Origin of the sequence: Streptomyces sp. NPDC038707, from assembly GCF_040636485.1 — a bacterium.
Lineage (GTDB): Bacteria > Actinomycetota > Actinomycetes > Streptomycetales > Streptomycetaceae > Streptomyces.
This window is the reverse complement of record NZ_JBEZUP010000001.1, coordinates 113,503-127,906: the sequence shown is the minus strand read 5'-3', so window position 1 is coordinate 127,906 and position 14,404 is coordinate 113,503. Positions and strand designations below refer to the sequence as shown.

The 14,404-nt window shown below is 74.1% G+C and carries 16 protein-coding genes; 8 read left to right on the top strand and 8 right to left on the bottom strand.

Annotation, left to right across the window (positions count from 1 at the left end):
* Nucleotides 1-5: 5 nt before the first annotated feature.
* From AB0E62_RS00705 to AB0E62_RS00695, 3 genes are read right to left on the bottom strand one after another with little or no spacing between them, the layout of a single operon-like run.
* On the bottom strand, nucleotides 6-887 hold the full coding sequence (locus AB0E62_RS00705; protein ID WP_362185930.1) for an ABC transporter permease: 882 nt from the start codon (nucleotides 885-887) through the stop codon (nucleotides 6-8).
* A gap of 3 nt (nucleotides 888-890) precedes the next feature.
* Nucleotides 891-2,090 (bottom strand): ABC transporter substrate-binding protein, encoded by a 1,200-nt coding sequence (locus AB0E62_RS00700; protein ID WP_362185927.1) that lies wholly within the window; start codon nucleotides 2,088-2,090, stop codon nucleotides 891-893.
* Between the two features lie 23 nt (nucleotides 2,091-2,113).
* Nucleotides 2,114-3,145, bottom strand: a complete 1,032-nt coding sequence (locus AB0E62_RS00695; RefSeq protein ID WP_362185924.1) for an ABC transporter ATP-binding protein — start codon at nucleotides 3,143-3,145, stop codon at nucleotides 2,114-2,116.
* A 110-nt stretch (nucleotides 3,146-3,255) separates the two neighbouring features.
* Here AB0E62_RS00695 and AB0E62_RS00690 point away from each other — a divergent pair, with 110 nt between their 5' ends.
* A complete protein-coding gene (locus AB0E62_RS00690; RefSeq protein ID WP_362185921.1) occupies nucleotides 3,256-3,996 on the top strand; it encodes a GntR family transcriptional regulator in 741 nt (246 codons plus the stop codon).
* A gap of 37 nt (nucleotides 3,997-4,033) precedes the next feature.
* The gene (locus AB0E62_RS00685; RefSeq protein ID WP_362185917.1) at nucleotides 4,034-4,795 is read left to right on the top strand and encodes a cache domain-containing protein; all 762 of its coding nucleotides are present in this window, start codon (nucleotides 4,034-4,036) and stop codon (nucleotides 4,793-4,795) included.
* A gap of 53 nt (nucleotides 4,796-4,848) precedes the next feature.
* Here the strand turns inward: AB0E62_RS00685 and AB0E62_RS00680 are convergent, their stop codons facing one another.
* Nucleotides 4,849-5,277 carry a hypothetical protein gene (locus tag AB0E62_RS00680; RefSeq protein WP_362185914.1) on the bottom strand — a complete coding sequence of 143 codons (429 nt, stop codon included), beginning with the start codon at nucleotides 5,275-5,277 and terminating at the stop codon, nucleotides 4,849-4,851.
* Between the two features lie 99 nt (nucleotides 5,278-5,376).
* The gene (locus AB0E62_RS00675) at nucleotides 5,377-6,045 is read right to left on the bottom strand and encodes a helix-turn-helix domain-containing protein (RefSeq protein ID WP_362185911.1); all 669 of its coding nucleotides are present in this window, start codon (nucleotides 6,043-6,045) and stop codon (nucleotides 5,377-5,379) included.
* 127 nt (nucleotides 6,046-6,172) lie between these two features.
* Between AB0E62_RS00675 and AB0E62_RS00670 the strand changes: the two genes are divergently transcribed.
* Entirely contained in the window at nucleotides 6,173-6,595 is a 423-nt protein-coding gene (locus AB0E62_RS00670; protein WP_362185908.1) for a hypothetical protein, read from the top strand.
* A 32-nt stretch (nucleotides 6,596-6,627) separates the two neighbouring features.
* Here AB0E62_RS00670 and AB0E62_RS00665 read toward each other — a convergent pair whose 3' ends face one another.
* Nucleotides 6,628-7,527 (bottom strand): TIGR02452 family protein, encoded by a 900-nt coding sequence (locus tag AB0E62_RS00665; protein WP_362185905.1) that lies wholly within the window; start codon nucleotides 7,525-7,527, stop codon nucleotides 6,628-6,630.
* A gap of 231 nt (nucleotides 7,528-7,758) precedes the next feature.
* Between AB0E62_RS00665 and egtA the strand changes: the two genes are divergently transcribed.
* From egtA to egtD, 4 genes are read left to right on the top strand one after another with little or no spacing between them, the layout of a single operon-like run.
* Nucleotides 7,759-9,072 carry an ergothioneine biosynthesis glutamate--cysteine ligase EgtA gene (gene egtA, locus AB0E62_RS00660; RefSeq protein WP_362185903.1) on the top strand — a complete coding sequence of 438 codons (1,314 nt, stop codon included), beginning with the start codon at nucleotides 7,759-7,761 and terminating at the stop codon, nucleotides 9,070-9,072.
* Nucleotides 9,069-10,406 carry an ergothioneine biosynthesis protein EgtB gene (gene egtB / locus AB0E62_RS00655; RefSeq protein WP_362185900.1) on the top strand — a complete coding sequence of 446 codons (1,338 nt, stop codon included), beginning with the start codon at nucleotides 9,069-9,071 and terminating at the stop codon, nucleotides 10,404-10,406. The genes egtA and egtB overlap by 4 nt, the downstream gene beginning before the upstream one ends.
* Entirely contained in the window at nucleotides 10,406-11,185 is a 780-nt protein-coding gene (gene egtC, locus AB0E62_RS00650; RefSeq protein ID WP_362185897.1) for an ergothioneine biosynthesis protein EgtC, read from the top strand. The genes egtB and egtC overlap by 1 nt, the downstream gene beginning before the upstream one ends.
* Nucleotides 11,182-12,144 carry an L-histidine N(alpha)-methyltransferase gene (egtD, locus tag AB0E62_RS00645; RefSeq protein WP_362185894.1) on the top strand — a complete coding sequence of 321 codons (963 nt, stop codon included), beginning with the start codon at nucleotides 11,182-11,184 and terminating at the stop codon, nucleotides 12,142-12,144. Before egtC ends, egtD begins: the two co-directional genes overlap by 4 nt.
* Nucleotides 12,145-12,169: 25 nt before the next feature.
* Here egtD and AB0E62_RS00640 read toward each other — a convergent pair whose 3' ends face one another.
* Nucleotides 12,170-13,369: an extracellular solute-binding protein gene (locus tag AB0E62_RS00640; RefSeq protein ID WP_362186904.1), complete on the bottom strand. Its 1,200-nt coding sequence runs from the start codon at nucleotides 13,367-13,369 to the stop codon at nucleotides 12,170-12,172.
* A 283-nt stretch (nucleotides 13,370-13,652) separates the two neighbouring features.
* Here AB0E62_RS00640 and AB0E62_RS00635 point away from each other — a divergent pair, with 283 nt between their 5' ends.
* On the top strand, nucleotides 13,653-13,868 hold the full coding sequence (locus AB0E62_RS00635; protein WP_362185891.1) for a dodecin: 216 nt from the start codon (nucleotides 13,653-13,655) through the stop codon (nucleotides 13,866-13,868).
* A gap of 16 nt (nucleotides 13,869-13,884) precedes the next feature.
* Here the strand turns inward: AB0E62_RS00635 and AB0E62_RS00630 are convergent, their stop codons facing one another.
* The gene (locus AB0E62_RS00630; RefSeq protein ID WP_362185888.1) at nucleotides 13,885-14,376 is read right to left on the bottom strand and encodes a hypothetical protein; all 492 of its coding nucleotides are present in this window, start codon (nucleotides 14,374-14,376) and stop codon (nucleotides 13,885-13,887) included.
* Nucleotides 14,377-14,404: the final 28 nt, after the last annotated feature.

Genomic DNA, 14,404 nt, shown 5'->3' with positions numbered 1-14,404 from the left:
CCTTCCTACAGGTTGTCGAGGGCACCGGTACGGCGGATCGCCAGCAGGTACAGGACGATCACGGCCACGGGCACGGTGCCGAGCGCGGCGGCCATGGGCAGGTCGAGGTCGATGTGGGCGTACACGAGGTTGCCGATGAGCTGGGTCCTGCCGCCCACGATCTGCACGGTGATGTAGTCGCCGAGGCTGAGCGAGAAGGTGAAGACGGAACCGGCGGCGGCGGACGGCAGCACCAGGGGCAGTACGACCGAGCGGAAGGTGCGGCCGGGCCGCGCCCCGAGGTCGGCGGACGCGTCGAGCAGCCCGGCCGGGACCTGTTCGAGCGCGGTGTGCAGCGGCAGGATCATGTACGGCAGCCACAGGTAGGTCAGGGTGAGCACCGTGGCGGGCAGGCCGTAGCCGGGGCCGTGCAGTCCGAACGGGGCGAGCATCCAGTCGGCGAGCCCGCCCTCGGACAGGATCAGCCGCCAGGCGTACACCTTGACGAGGTAACTCGCCCACAGCGGCGTGAGGATCGCCGCCACCAGCAGCGGGCGCCGGCGCGGTGGGGCCACCCGGGCGGTGCAGAAGGCGACGGGGAAGGCGAGCACCGCGCACAGCACGGTCACCGCGAGGGCCACCGCGACGCTGCGCAGGGCCACTTGGCGGTAGACGGGGGTGGTCAGCAGCGCGTGGAAGTTGTCCGTCGACCAGACCTTCACCACCTCGGAGGTGAAGGAGTCGGTCGTCCAGAAGGCGGAGACGAACAGGACCGCCAGCGAGCCGAGGTAGAGGACGGTCAGCCAGAGCAGCGGGGCGGTGAGCAGCAGGGCCGGCCGGAGCCGGGGCCGGCGGCGCGGGACCGCGGCGGGCCGCCGGCTCGGGCGCCGCCCGGCGTCGGTGGGCACGGCTCAGCCCTTGATCCCGGTCCAGGCGCGGACCCACTCGGCGTACGGTACGCAGGTCACGTCCCGGCGGCCGTCCAGGCACTGCTCGATGGGCGTGTTCCAGAAGGCGATCTTCTTCCAGTAGTCCTCGTCGGCGGCGTGGTAGGCCGCGCAGAAGTTCTTGTCGGTGGTCTCGGCGCAGGCCCGGGAGTTGGCCGGTGCCTCGCCGAAGTACTCGGCGACCTGCGCGTTGACCTTCGGTGAGACGATCCAGTCGAGCCATTTGTAGGCGCAGTTGGGGTGCTCGGCCTTGCTGGAGACCATCCAGGTGTCCGACCAGCCGGTCGAACCCTCCTTCGGCACCAGCGCCTTGACCTTCGCGCCCTCGGAGGCGGCGAGGTTGGCGATCACCTGCCAGGTCGTGCCGACCACCGAGTCCCCGCTCTTGAAGGCCGAGACCTCCTTCAGGTAGTCGTTCCAGTACTCGCCGACGTAGCCGTTCTGCCGCTTCAGCAGGGCCACGGCCGCGTCGAACTGCTCACGGTCGAGCGCGTACGGGTTCTGGATTCCCAACTCGGGGCGGTGCGCCTTGAGATACAGGGCCGCGTCCGCGATGTAGATCGGCGAGTCGTAGGCGGTGACGTGCCCCTTGTAGCGGGAGGCGTCGTCGAAGACGGCCGACCAGGAGGTGGGTGCCGGTGTCACCTTCGCGGTGTTGTACATCAGCAGATTGGCGCCCCGGCCGTGCGGGATGCCGTACATCCGGCCCCCCACGGAGTTCCAGGCGCCGTTCTTCAGCCCGTCGAAGACGTCCTTGTAGTTCGGGACCAGGGCGGTGTTGACGGGGGCCGCGTCCCCGGAGGCGATCAGGCGCAGGGAGGCGTCACCGGAGGCGGAGACGGCGTCGTAGGCACCGGTCTTCATCAGCTTGACCATCTCGTCCGAGCTGGCGGCGACCTTCGACCTGACCTGGCAACCCGTCCGCTTCTCGAAGCCGCTGACCCAGTCGGCGTGCGGATCATTGGAACCGTCCTCCACATAGCCGGCCCAGGCGATCAGGTCGACCTGCCCCTCACCGCGGCCCAGTTTCTCCGGGGCCTTCAGGGCGGGCGGGTGGAGGCCCGCGGCGGACGGACCGCCGGAGCCGGAGGAGCCGCAGGCGGCGGTGAGCAGCAGCGCGGCGGCGCACAGGGCCGCGGCGCGCGGGGTACGGATGAGACGCACGGCGTCCTCCAGGGGCCGGGGGGTCAGGAAGGGAGCCGGACGGTGTGCCGGCGGTGCCAGCGGAGGCGGACCCGGGTGCCGCGGTAGGCGGCGACGTCCGCCGAGGTGGTCTCCAGGTTCTGCTGGAGCGCGGTGAGCCGGCCGCCGCCGTCCAGGTCGACCACGAAGCGGGTGGCGTCCCCGAGGTAGACGACCTCGGCCACGGTGCCGGTGGCGGTGGTGTGTTCCGGCTCGTCCGGTCCGGCTGACCCGCCGAGGACGCGGATCTTCTCGGGGCGGATGCTGTAGGTGCCCGGAGACCCGGCGATCCGGTGGGCCGTCTCGCCGTCGATGAGGTTGGAGACACCCACGAAGGAGGCGACGAACGCGGTCGCCGGACGCTCGTAGATCTCCGCGGGCGTGCCGGTCTGGACGATCCGGCCCCGGTCGACGACGGCGATCCGGTCGCTCAGGGTCAGGGCCTCCTCCTGGTCGTGGGTGACGAGGACGAAGGTGATGCCCACCTCCCGCTGGAGCGCCTTGAGTTCGTCCCGCATCTGCTCGCGCAGCTTCAGGTCGAGGGCGCCGAGCGGCTCGTCCAGCAGCAGCACCCGGGGGCGGCCGACGAGCGCGCGGGCCAGGGCGACGCGCTGCCGCTGCCCGCCGGAGAGCCGGCCGGGCCGCCGCCGGCCGTAGCCTTCGAGGCGGACCTCGGCGAGCGCCCGGCGGGCGCGGGCCAGCCGTTCGGCCTTCGGCACCCCGCGCACCCGCAGCCCGTAGGCGACGTTCTGCTCGACCGTCATGTGCGGGAAGAGGGCGTAGTCCTGGAAGACGGTGTGCACGTCCCGCTCGTACGGGGCCAGGCCGGTGACCTCCTGTCCCGCGAGTTCGATCCGGCCCCGGTCGGGTGTCTCGAACCCGGCGATCAGCCTCAGGAGCGTCGTCTTCCCGGAGCCGGACGGGCCGAGCAGCGAGAAGAACTCGCCGTCCCGTATCTCCAGGTCGACACCGGCCACGGCGGCCGTCTCCCCGAACGACTTCCGCAGACCGTGCAGCCGGATCGCCCTTCCCTCCATACGGGAACCTTTCTGCCGCCTTCATCGTTGACCGCAAACCTATGAACTCATAGGTCAAGGCTCAAGAGGGCCTTAGGGTAAATCTTCAGTCAACGAGCGAGGGGGTGGCCGTGAACCGGTCCGGGACAGCCGGCCGCGCCCACCGGGCCGTCTTCAGCCCGGTGGACACCCGGCCCCGCGTCGACGCGGTCGTCCGCCGCATCGGCGACGCCATAGAGCTGGGCCTCCTCGCCGAGGGCGAGCAGCTTCCCGGCGAGAGCGAACTGGCCGGGCTGCTCGGGGTGTCCACGGTCACCCTGCGCGAGGCGCTCATGGCCCTGCGGCAGCGGGGGCTGGTCACCACCCGGCGCGGCCGGGGCGGCGGCAGTTTCGTCGCGCTGCCCGAGGTCCCCGCCGACGACCGGCTCAAGGACCGGCTGCGCGCCTGGAGCACCGAGGAACTGCGCGACCTCGGCGACCACTGGGCCGCCCTGTCCGGCGCCGCCGCCCGGCTCGCCGCCGAGCGCACCGGACCCGCCGACCTGGAGCCGCTGCGCCGTACGGCGCGGGAGCTGGCGGGGGCCGGGGACGCGGCGGGGCGCGGCCGGCTGTACGGCCGCTTCCACGTGGAACTCGCCGCGGCCGCCCAGTCGGCCCGGCTCACCCGCGAACAGATCGCGCTGCAGAGCGAGGTGGGCGCGCTGCCCTGTCTCGTCCTCGCCGCGGACACGTATCGTGAAGAAGTTGCGGACCGGCACCGCCGGATCGTCGCCGCCGTGCAGGATGGGGCCGACGAAACGGCCGGCACGCTGGCCGAGCGGTGCGTCAGGGAGTCGACGGCGCGGCTCGTCGCCGTGCGCCTCACCCTCTGACCGCGCCGCGCGACGGTTCCCGTCCGCTGGAGGACACATGGGCGTCAGGTCCCGGCTCGCCGCCGTCGCCACGGAACCGGAGAGACGGGTCGCCGCTCAGGTGGGCGGTGCGCTGGAGGCCGTCTTCGAGACGGTCGCCGCCACCCGCGCCGACGCCACGGCCCTGCTGCGCCGGGTGGCCGCCGAGGGGCGCCGGCCCGTCAGCCGCGACCTCGCCGCGCTGCGCCCCGGGCTGCACCCGCGGCTGGCCCGGGAGGCGATCGTCTCCGGTGCCGGGTTCGTCGCGGCCCCGGGGCTGCTGGCCGACGCGCCGGCCTGGCTGGAGTGGTGGCAGTCGGGCGCCGACGGTGCGGTACGGCCGCTGCTGCTCGATCTCGACCCCGGCCGGTCGGCCTACTCCGACTACACGCACTGGGACTGGTTCGCGCTGCCCCGCGACACCGGGCGCCGGGCCGTGGCCGGGCCGTACGTGGACTACCTCTGCTCCGCCGAGTACAGCCTCACCGTGTCCGAACCGGTCTGCCTCCAGGGGAGGTTCGCCGGTGTGGCGGCGGCCGACGTGTATCTGCGGCACTTCGAGGCGGCCGTGCTCCCGCTGCTGCGCGGCCTGGCCCGCCCGGCCCACCTGGTGAACGCCCGCGGGCGGGTCGCCGCGTCCACCGACACGGCCCACCTGGCCGGTTCCCTCACCAGGGGCCCGGACTTCGGTGAACTGCTCGCCACCGCCCGCCCCGGCACCCACGACGGCCTGCGCCTGCTTCCGTGCCGGGGCGTGCCCCTGGTCCTGGTCCTGACCTGACACCACCCGCCCGACGGGCCGCAGCACACGGGTACCGGCGGCCGGTGCACGGATCAGGACGCCGACAGGGTGATGCCCAGGGCGATCAGGGTCGCGGTCTTCAGGATCTCCAGCGCCACGTACCACAGGTGGCCGCGGGAGCGGGGCAGGTCCTCGCCCGCGAGCACCCGGTCCGATCTGCGGTTGAGGGCGGGGCGGACGGCGGCGAGCTGGACGGCGAGGAGGGCCGTCACCGTCGCGGTCAGCGCGATGGTTCGGGCCGGGGCGGCGCCCACGGCGACCGCGACGATCACGACGGCCGCCAGGACGGCCTCCACCGTGTTCAGCGCCCGGAACACCAGCCGGCCGATGCCCAGCCCGAGGGGGATCGTCACGCCCGGGGCGCGGAACTTCAGCGGCGCCTCCAGGAAGGAGATCGCCAGCACCATCCCGAGCCAGACGAAGGTGACCGCGCCGGCGGTGGCGGCCGAGGTGGCGTTCATGGGGGGTACGGGCCTTTCTCCGACGGGGCGGTGGGTGCTGCCGGGGGCCGGCGCACGCGGGCGGGCGAGGTCTTGGCCGCCCGGGTGAGCCGGGAGGCGTCAGGGCGCGGCGGCGGTCAAGTGCGCGACACACGCGTCCGGTTCGGCGAACGGCTCCAGCGCGGTGGCCGTCAGCGGCGCGTCCATCCGGGCCAGCGCTCCCTGGATCAGGCCCAGATGGAGCGAGCACACCAGCCCGCCCTGTTCCTCGGCGAGTTCCAGGAAGGGGCAGTGCCGCAGCCGGATCCGTTCCGGGGACCGGCCGGGCCCGCCGTCGCCGTCCGGCCGGGGCGCGAAACCCAGGCCGTCCAGCAGGGCGAGCAGCCCGGCCGTCGACCGTTCGGGCGTCGGCGTCTCGTCCGGCGCGGGCGGGTCCGCGAGATAACGGCCCCAGGTCCGGCCCGTCTCCCGGGCCTCCGCCCGTGCCTCGGCCGGGTCGGCGGCGCTCCACCGGCTGAGCAGCATGCGGGCCAGCAGCCGGTAGTCGCGCGGGCCGCCGCGGTCCATGCCGGGGCGCGCGGTGTAGACGGTACGGGGCCGGCCGGGTCCCGCGGGTTCCTCGGTCCGGCGCTCCACCAGGCCGTCGGCCACCAGGGCCTCCAGATGGAACCGCACGGTGTTGGGGTGGAGGCTCATCCGCTCGGCGGCCTGCGCGACCCCGAGCGGCGCGGGCGCCGCGCGCAGCACGTCCAGCAGCGCTCTGCGGCGCGGGTTCTCCCGCGTACTCACGTCCGGACACCCCTTTCCACCTGCGGCGTTTCACCTGCGACCGGTTTTCACGAATCCTACATGTATTAATTGTAGAGTGACCGGAGTGCCTGAGCGGGGGAACGCGAGAGCCGAGGGGAAACAGCAGATGACATCGCCGTCCGCGACCGACACCGGACCGGCCGCCCACGCGGCGACGCGGCCGCGCGTCCTGTGCGAGGCCCGCGCACTGGCCGAGGCGCCGCCGGTGCCCGCCGGGGTGCTGTGGAAGCTGGCCGAGGACGGGCGCCAACTCGACGCGAACGTGGTCCGGCTGGCCCCGGGCGGCCGGGTGCCGGCCCACACCGAGGCGCAGTTGGACGTGCTGGTCATGGTCGTCGCCGGGGACGGTCTGCTCGGCGACGGCTCCTCGGACCCGGGGCAGCCGCTCGCCGAGGGCGCCCTGCTGTGGCTGCCGCACGGCGCCGCGCGCAGCATCACCGCCGGCCCGGCCGGACTGACGTACCTGACCGTGCACAACCGCCGCCCCGGCATGCGGATCGGCCCGCGCCCCGACGCGGCCACCGCCTGACACGCAGGGGGAGGCCGACGGGAGGAGGACCGTCAGGGGGCCGGCGTGAGCGCGTCCACCGCGCCGTCCGGCGCCGGGTCCGGCCGCGTCCGGATGCCCTCTTCGCTCCTCCGGGCCTCCGGGAACGTCCGTGCGAACGCTTCCCGGACCACCGCCCCCGGGGTCCGGTCCAGCACGCCGAACACCACCTGGTCGAACGTGCGCGCGAACCGGCCGCCGGGCCCCAACGCCGCCCGGAACGCCCCCGCGACCTGCGCGGGATCGTTCTGGAACACACCGCACCCCCAGGCGCCGAGCACCAGCCGCCGGTAGCCATGGGCCGCGGCCGTCTCCAGCACGCGCTCCGCCCGTACCGCCAGCGCGCCCGGCAGTCCGGCGGCCCGCTCCGGCGCCGTACGCCGGATCACGCCCGCGTTGGGCGCGGCGGCCGTCAGGAAGCCCGCGAGATACGGCTCGGTGAGCAGCCGGCCCCGGTCGTCACGGAAGACGGGGACGCCCGGCGAGTGGATCACCCGGTCGGTGTAGAACGGGTCGCGGTCGGCGCTGTGGTGGTCGTAGAAGCCGCGGGCCGTCAGCAGGCAGGTGTGCAGCGCGGAGGCGCGGCACAAGGCCTCCTCCTGGGCCTGCGCGCCGTTGAGGTAACCGCCGCCCGGGTTGCGGGCCGAGGCGAAGTTCAGTACGGCGACGGGGGCGCCGGCCAGCCGGCGGGCCGCCTCCAGGCTGCTCTCCCCGGTGACCTCGAACCGGGTGCCGCTCCCCGGTGCCGGTGCCGCGGGCACCGGCACCGGCGCGGGACCGAACATCCGGGTACCCGCCCGCGCGGCCTCGACCGCCGCCGCGACCAGAACCTCTCGGCCGTCCGGTGCCCGGTACCGGCCCTCGGCCACGATCCGTTCCGTCTCCGCGGCGATCCCGCGCAGGCGCGTGCTCACGGCGCCACCCCCGTGGGCGCCGCGGCCGCGCCCCGCGCGGTCTCCCCCGTCGTGCTCATGCACGCATCCTGGGCGATGCTGGTGATGCGGCGCAACGGAATTGACGACGCGCCCGGTACATCCGGGTACGCCCTCTTGTGCGCGTCCGCCGAAGGGTCTTGGCTGGGACGAGTGCCCGCCCGGCCCGCGCCACGGGCCGATGGCATGCTGGAACCTCAGGAGGATCCCGACATGTCCGACATACAGAGCGACGGCGGCGACTGTACGGAGCAGCGCACCGCCGTCACCGAGGACGAGGCGGAGGCCCTGGTCCGGGGCATCTGTTTCAAGACCGGACCGCCCCGCGCACTCGGTGTCGAGCTCGAGTGGCTCGTCCACTCGCTGGAGCTGCCCCAGCTCCCGGTCACACCCGAACGACTCGAAGCGGCCCACGCCACGGTGCGCACCCTGCCCCTGGCCTCGGCGCTCACCGTGGAACCCGGCGGCCAGCTGGAGCTGAGCTCGCCGCCCGCCGCCTCCCTGATGGAGTGCGTCGACACCGTCTCCGCCGACCTGGACGCCGTACGGGCCGCACTGGCCGAGGACGGTCTCGGGCTCACCGGCCTCGGTCACGACCCCTGGCACCCGCCCCGCAGATTCCTGCGCGCGCCCCGCTACGACGTCATGGAGACCTGCCTGGACCGCACCGGTCCGGCCGGCCGGCACATGATGTGTTCCTCCGCCTCCGTCCAGGTGTGTGTGGACGCGGGGCACGAGGAGCCGGGGCCGCTGGGGCACGCCCGGCGCTGGTGGCTGGCGCACCAGTTGGGCGCGGTCCTGGTGGCCGCGTTCGCCAACTCCCCGCTGGTCGGCCTGCGTCGCACCGGCTGGCGGTCCGCCCGCCAGCTGATGTGGATGGGGATAGGGCCCGGCCGGGCCGGCGCTCCCCCGCTGGACGGCGCGCCGCGGACCGCCTGGGCCCGGCACGCGCTGGACGCGCCGGTGATGTGCGTCCGCCGGGACGACGGCCCCTGGGAGGTCCCCGAGAACCTGACGTTCCGGGACTGGATCCGCGCCCGGTCGCCCCGGCCGCCCACCCGGGCGGACCTGGACTACCACCTGACCACCCTGTTCCCGCCGGTCCGGCCGCGCGGCCATCTGGAGCTGCGGATGATCGACGCGCAGCCCGGCGCGGACGGCTGGCTCGTGCCGCTGGCGGTGACGGCCGCGCTGTTCGACGACCCGCAGGCCGCCGAGACCGCCTACCGGGCCGTGAAGCCGCTCGCCGAGCGGGCCCTGGACCGGCCCGCCCCGCACAATCCGCTGTGGGCCGACGCGGCCCGGCACGCCCTGGCCGACCCGGAGCTGCGCGAGGCCGCCGACGGCTGCTTCGCGGCGGCCCTGGAGGCGCTGCCCCGGCTCGGCGCCACGACCCGGGTCACCGACGCCGTGGCCGCTTTCCGCGACCGCCATGTCGCCCGGGGCCGCTGCCCGGCCGACGACCTGCTCGACGAAGGACCGCCCGGAGGCCCCCGCGCCCACGGGAGGAAGGACATCCGCACATGACCGCCCCGGAGACCGCAACCACGACCACCGAGACGGACACCGAGGCGCTGCGCGAGCGGGCGCTGGCCTGCCTCACCACCGCCCGGGACCGCACCACGCTGCTGACCACCTGTGTCGACGAAGCCGACCTCACCGCCCAGCACTCCCCGCTGATGTCCCCGCTGGTGTGGGACCTCGCCCACATCGGCAACCAGGAGGAGCTGTGGCTGCTGCGCGCGGTCGGCGGACGGGAGGCGATGCGGCCGGAGATAGACAGCCTCTACGACGCCTTCGAGCACCCGCGCGCCGAGCGCCCCTCGCTGCCGTTGCTGCCGCCCGCCGAGGCCCGCCGGTACGCGGCCGAGGTGCGCGGCCGGGCACTCGACCTGCTGGCGTCGGCGGACTTCCACGGCACCCGGCTGACCGAGGCCGGCTTCGCCTTCGGGATGATCGCCCAGCACGAACAGCAGCACGACGAAACCATGCTGATCACCCATCAGCTCAGGTCGGGCCCCCAGGCGCTGACCGCGCCCGACCCGGAACCGGCACCGCCGTTCACCGGGCCGGCCGAAGTCCTCGTGCCCGGCGGCCCGTTCACCATGGGCACCTCCGGCGAGCCCTGGGCGCTGGACAACGAACGCCCGGCGCACCCCCGGGAGGTGGCGCCGTTCTGGATCGACACGCTCCCCGTGACGAACGCGGCCTACCAGGCGTTCATCGCGGACGGCGGCTACACCACCGAGCGCTGGTGGGCACCGAAGGGCTGGGCGCACATCAGGCGGCACGGCATCACCGCCCCGCTGTTCTGGCGGCGGGACGGCGACCGCTGGCTGCGGCACCGGTTCGGGGTCACGGAACCGGTGCCGCCGGACGAGCCGGTGCTGCACGTGTGCTGGTACGAGGCGGACGCCTACGCCCGCTGGGCCGGACGCCGGCTGCCCACCGAGGCGGAGTGGGAGAAGGCCGCCCGCCACGACCCGGTCACCGGCCGCTCCCGGCGCTATCCGTGGGGCGACGCCGACCCGGGGCCCGAGCACGCCAACCTCGGCCAGCGGCATCTGCGGCCCGCCCCGGCGGGAAGCTATCCGGCCGGTGCGTCGCCGCTGGGCGTGCGGCAGTTGATCGGTGACGTGTGGGAGTGGACGGCGAGCGACTTCCTGCCGTACCCGGGGTTCCGGGCGTTCCCGTACAAGGAGTACTCGGAGGTCTTCTTCGGCCCGGAGTACAAGGTGCTGCGCGGCGGCTCGTTCGCCGTGGACCCGGTGGCCTGCCGGGGCACGTTCCGCAACTGGGACTATCCCGTCCGCCGGCAGATCTTCGCCGGGTTCCGCACCGCCCGCCCGGAGGCCGTCTGATGTGCCGTCACCTCGCCTACCTGGGGCCGGAGGAGTCGCTCGGGCGGCTGATCGTGGAGCCCCCGCACGGGCTGTACCGGCAGTCGTGGGCGCCGCGCCGGCAGCGGTACGGGACGGTCAACGCCGACGGGTTCGGGGTCGGCTGGTACGCGCCGGGTGACCCGGCGCCGGCCCGCTACCGGCGGTCCGGGCCGGTCTGGGCCGACCTGTCGTTCGCCGACCTGGCCCGGGTGGTGCGCTCGGGCGCCGTGCTCGCCGCCGTCCGGGACGCGACGCTCGCGGGAGCGGACGCCGAGGCCGCGGCGGCGCCGTTCGCGGCCGGCCGGTGGCTGTTCAGCCACAACGGCCTGATCGCGGGCTGGCCGGACGCGGCGGCCCCGCTGGTGTCCGCGCTGCCGCCGGTCGAGCTGCTGTCGCTCCAGGCCCGCACCGACTCGGCGTTCGTCTGGGCGCTGGTCCTGCACCGGCTGCGGGCCGGACAGCCACCGGGACGCGCGCTGGGCGAACCGGTGCGCGACCTGGCCCGGGCGGCCCCGGCCTCCCGGCTGAACCTGCTGCTGACCGACGGGGACACGATCACCGCCACCGCCTGGGGCGACTCGCTGTGGTACCGCACGGAGCCCGGCTGCGGCACGGTCGTCGCCTCCGAGCCGTACGACGACGATCCGCTCTGGCGGGAGGTTCCCGACCGCACCCTGCTCACCGCGAGCCGCACCGCCGTGCGGCTCGCCCCGCTGGAGGATCCGGCGGCCGTACCCCCGAAGGAGCCCTGCCGTTGAGCCCCCTGCACATCACCCGCACACTCCCCGAGGACGCGACGGAGGCCGCGCTGCGCGCCGACGTCCTGCGCGGCCTCACCGCGACCCCGAAGTGGCTGCCGCCGAAGTGGTTCTACGACGCCCGCGGCAGCGAGCTGTTCGAGCGGATCACCGAGCTGCCCGAGTACTACCCGACACGGGCCGAGCGGGAGATCCTCGCCACCCGGTCCGGGGAGATCGCGGCCGCGAGCGGTGCCCGCACCCTGGTCGAACTGGGCTCGGGCTCCTCGGAGAAGACCCGCCATCTCATCGACGCGCTGCCCGGGCTCGCCGCGTACGTCCCGGTCGACGTCAGCGAGAGCGCGCTCACCCAGGCCGGGCGGGCGCTCGTCGAGGAGCGTCCCGGTCTCGACGTGCACGCGCTGATCGCCGACTTCACCGCGCCGCTGGCCCTGCCCGCCACGCCCGGACCCCGGCTGGTGGCCTTCCTCGGCGGCACGGTCGGCAATCTGCTGCCCGCCGAACGCGCCCGGTTCCTGGCCTCGGTGCGCGCGCTGCTCGCCCCGGGCGACGGGCTGCTGCTCGGCACAGACCTGGTCAAGGACGAGCGGGTGCTGGTCCGGGCGTACGACGACGCGGCCGGGGTGACGGCCGCGTTCAACCGGAACGTGCTGGCCGTGATCGACCGTGAGCTGGGCGCCGACTTCGATCCCGAGGCGTTCGACCACGTCGCCCTGTGGGACGCGGAGCGGGAGTGGATCGAGATGCGGCTGCGCTCCCGCACCGCCCAGACCGTGAAGGTGCCCGCGCTGAACCTCGCCGTGGACTTCGCGGCGGGCGAGGAGCTGCGCACCGAGGTGTCGGCCAAGTTCCGCAAGGAGGGCGTCACCGCCGAACTCGCCGCCGCCGGGCTGGAGCTGACGCACTGGTGGACGGACGTCCCGGGCCGCTTCGCGCTGTCGCTGAGCGTGGTCCGGTGAGGCCCGGCGGGCGGGGCGCGGCGGCTCAGCCCACGTCGGGGGCGAGCGCCTCGGTGATCTTCCGGGAGGCGCGGCGGGCCTCGGTCGCCGGGTCCCCGCCCTGGAGCACCCGGGTCATGTACTCCTTGATCGGGTTGTCGGCCTCGACGTCGGCCCACTGAGGGGTGGTGGGGGTCGCCCGGCCGTGCGCCGCGCCCGCGGCCATGGCGGCGACCCCCTCCGCGCCGGCGACCGCGCCGGCCAGCGTGGTCTTGTTGGGCACGTAGTTCATGGTGCGGGCCAGCTCGGTGTCCCACTTGGCGCCGGTGAGCGCGCCGACGACGGTGGTCGCGGCGAACTGGTCGTCGGTGTTGCGCGGGACGACCAGGTCGGAGCCGCCGGTGAAGACGGTGCCGGGCCGGCCGGCGGTGCGGCCGGGCACGGGGAAGAAGCCGATCTTGTCCTTCAGTTCCGGGTTCTGCCGGACGATGGACTGGACGAGTCCGGGCACGGCGATGATCTGCGCCACCTTGCCGCCGGCGAACACCCCGGCCTGGGGCGGGTGTTCCTCGTCCGCGTCCACGGGTCCTTCGCCCAGTGCCTGGAGCCGTCGGTAGAAGTCCATGCCGCGCAGCGCGGCCGGGCTGTCCAGGGTCCCCCGCCAGGTGTGGTCCTTCTCCTCGGCGAGTTCGCCGCCCTCGTCCCAGATGAACCCGGAGAGGGTGTACCAGTCCTGGCCCGCGAGGTAAATGCCCTGGTTCCCGCCGGTGTCGAGCTTCTCGGTGGCGGCGAGCCACTCGTCGCGGGTCTTGGGCGGACCGTCGACACCGGCCTGCCGGAACAGGTCCTTGCGGTAGATGACGACCCGGTTGGCCGCGTACCAGGGGATGCCGTACTGCTTGTTGCCGTCCTTGCCGGGCTGGGCGAGGCCGGGCAGCCAGGTCTCCTTGCCCCAGTCCCGCATCGACTCCAGCGTGAGGTCGGCCAGCCGGCCGCCGTCGGCGTACAGCGGCACCTGGGTGTTGCCGACCTCGATGACGTCCGGGCCGTCCCCGGAGGGCTCCTTGAGCGCGCCGCGGACCTTCTCCACGATGCCGGTCCATTCCTGGATGCGGATGTCGAGGCGCAGATCGTCGTGGGTGCGCTCGAAGTCCTCGGTGAACCGGCGCAGGAACTCCTTGGAGGCGCTGTCCTTCATCAGCCACACGGTGACGGTCGTGCGCTCCTGGTCGTCGCCGGGGAGCATCCCGCAGCCGCTGACGAGGGAGCCGGTGACACAGACGAGGGCGAGCAGACGTCTCACGAAGGGTCCTGTTCTGTCTGGCACGGGGTGCCGCAGGGTGCTGGGACAGGGGTGGGGGCCCGACGTGGGGGGGCCGAGCGCAGGGGGCTCGTACGGGGTGTGCTGGATTTTGGTATGTACCAATGCTCAGGTCAAGCGCTACCGGGCGGTACGCCGCGCGACGCCGTGCGGAGCGGGCGCGGATAGTGCACGGTGGAGTACGCCGTGACACGTAAGGAGCACCCGCATGACGAACCACACCTACCGGGTCACCGAGATCGTCGGCACCTCGCACGAGGGTGTCGACCAGGCCATCCGCAACGGCATCGCCCGCGCCGACCAGACGCTGCGCAACCTGGACTGGTTCGAGGTGACCCAGGTCCGCGGCCAGATCGAGAACGGGCGGATCGAGCACTACCAGGTGGGCCTGAAGGTCGGCTTCCGCATCGAGGACACCGCCTGAGCCGTCCCGGCACGCGTCAGGCTCGGCCTTCCCGCTCCTGTGCCTCCTCGACCGCGGCCGACTTCTGCGCCCAGCGCGCCCGTACGACGGTGAACCCGGCGCGTTCGGCGTCGTCGCAGACCAGCTCGTCGTCGTCCACGAGGACTTGGACCTCATGGTCCCTGGCGAGCCGGCGCAGGATCTCCAGTTTGGTGCGGCGGGCCGGTCTGCGGTCGGCGCCGCCCCGCATGAACACCCGGCCCTCGGGCAGTCCGTGCGCGGCGAGCCAGTCCAGCGTGTCCCGGCGGTACCGCTCGGGACGGCCGGTGAGATAGACGACCTCGCAGGCGCGGGCGCTCTGAACGGCCAGCGCCACGCCCTCGGGAAGCGGCGGGTCCGCGGGCGCGGCGGCGAAGAACCCCTCCCAGTCACGCGGCCGGCGTTCCAGGAAGTGCTGGCGGTGGGCGGTGCCGGCCAGCGTGTTGTCGAGGTCGAACACGGCGATCGGGGGCCTGTCGCGGTCGGTCACACCGGTCACCCTGGCCAGCCGCCGGTCC

Excerpts from the sequence above, each read along its gene's own strand:
- AB0E62_RS00695 (WP_362185924.1), bottom strand. The coding sequence starts at position 3,145 with ATGGAGGGAAGGGCGATCCGGCTGCACGGTCTGCGGAAGTCGTTCGGG.
- AB0E62_RS00685 (WP_362185917.1), top strand. The coding sequence starts at position 4,034 with ATGGGCGTCAGGTCCCGGCTCGCCGCCGTCGCCACGGAACCGGAGAGA.
- AB0E62_RS00680 (WP_362185914.1), bottom strand. The coding sequence starts at position 5,277 with ATGAACGCCACCTCGGCCGCCACCGCCGGCGCGGTCACCTTCGTCTGG.
- AB0E62_RS00670 (WP_362185908.1), top strand. The coding sequence starts at position 6,173 with ATGACATCGCCGTCCGCGACCGACACCGGACCGGCCGCCCACGCGGCG.
- egtA (WP_362185903.1), top strand. The coding sequence starts at position 7,759 with ATGTCCGACATACAGAGCGACGGCGGCGACTGTACGGAGCAGCGCACC.
- egtB (WP_362185900.1), top strand. The coding sequence starts at position 9,069 with ATGACCGCCCCGGAGACCGCAACCACGACCACCGAGACGGACACCGAG.
- egtC (WP_362185897.1), top strand. The coding sequence starts at position 10,406 with ATGTGCCGTCACCTCGCCTACCTGGGGCCGGAGGAGTCGCTCGGGCGG.
- AB0E62_RS00640 (WP_362186904.1), bottom strand. The coding sequence starts at position 13,369 with ATGCTCCCCGGCGACGACCAGGAGCGCACGACCGTCACCGTGTGGCTG.
- AB0E62_RS00635 (WP_362185891.1), top strand. The coding sequence starts at position 13,653 with ATGACGAACCACACCTACCGGGTCACCGAGATCGTCGGCACCTCGCAC.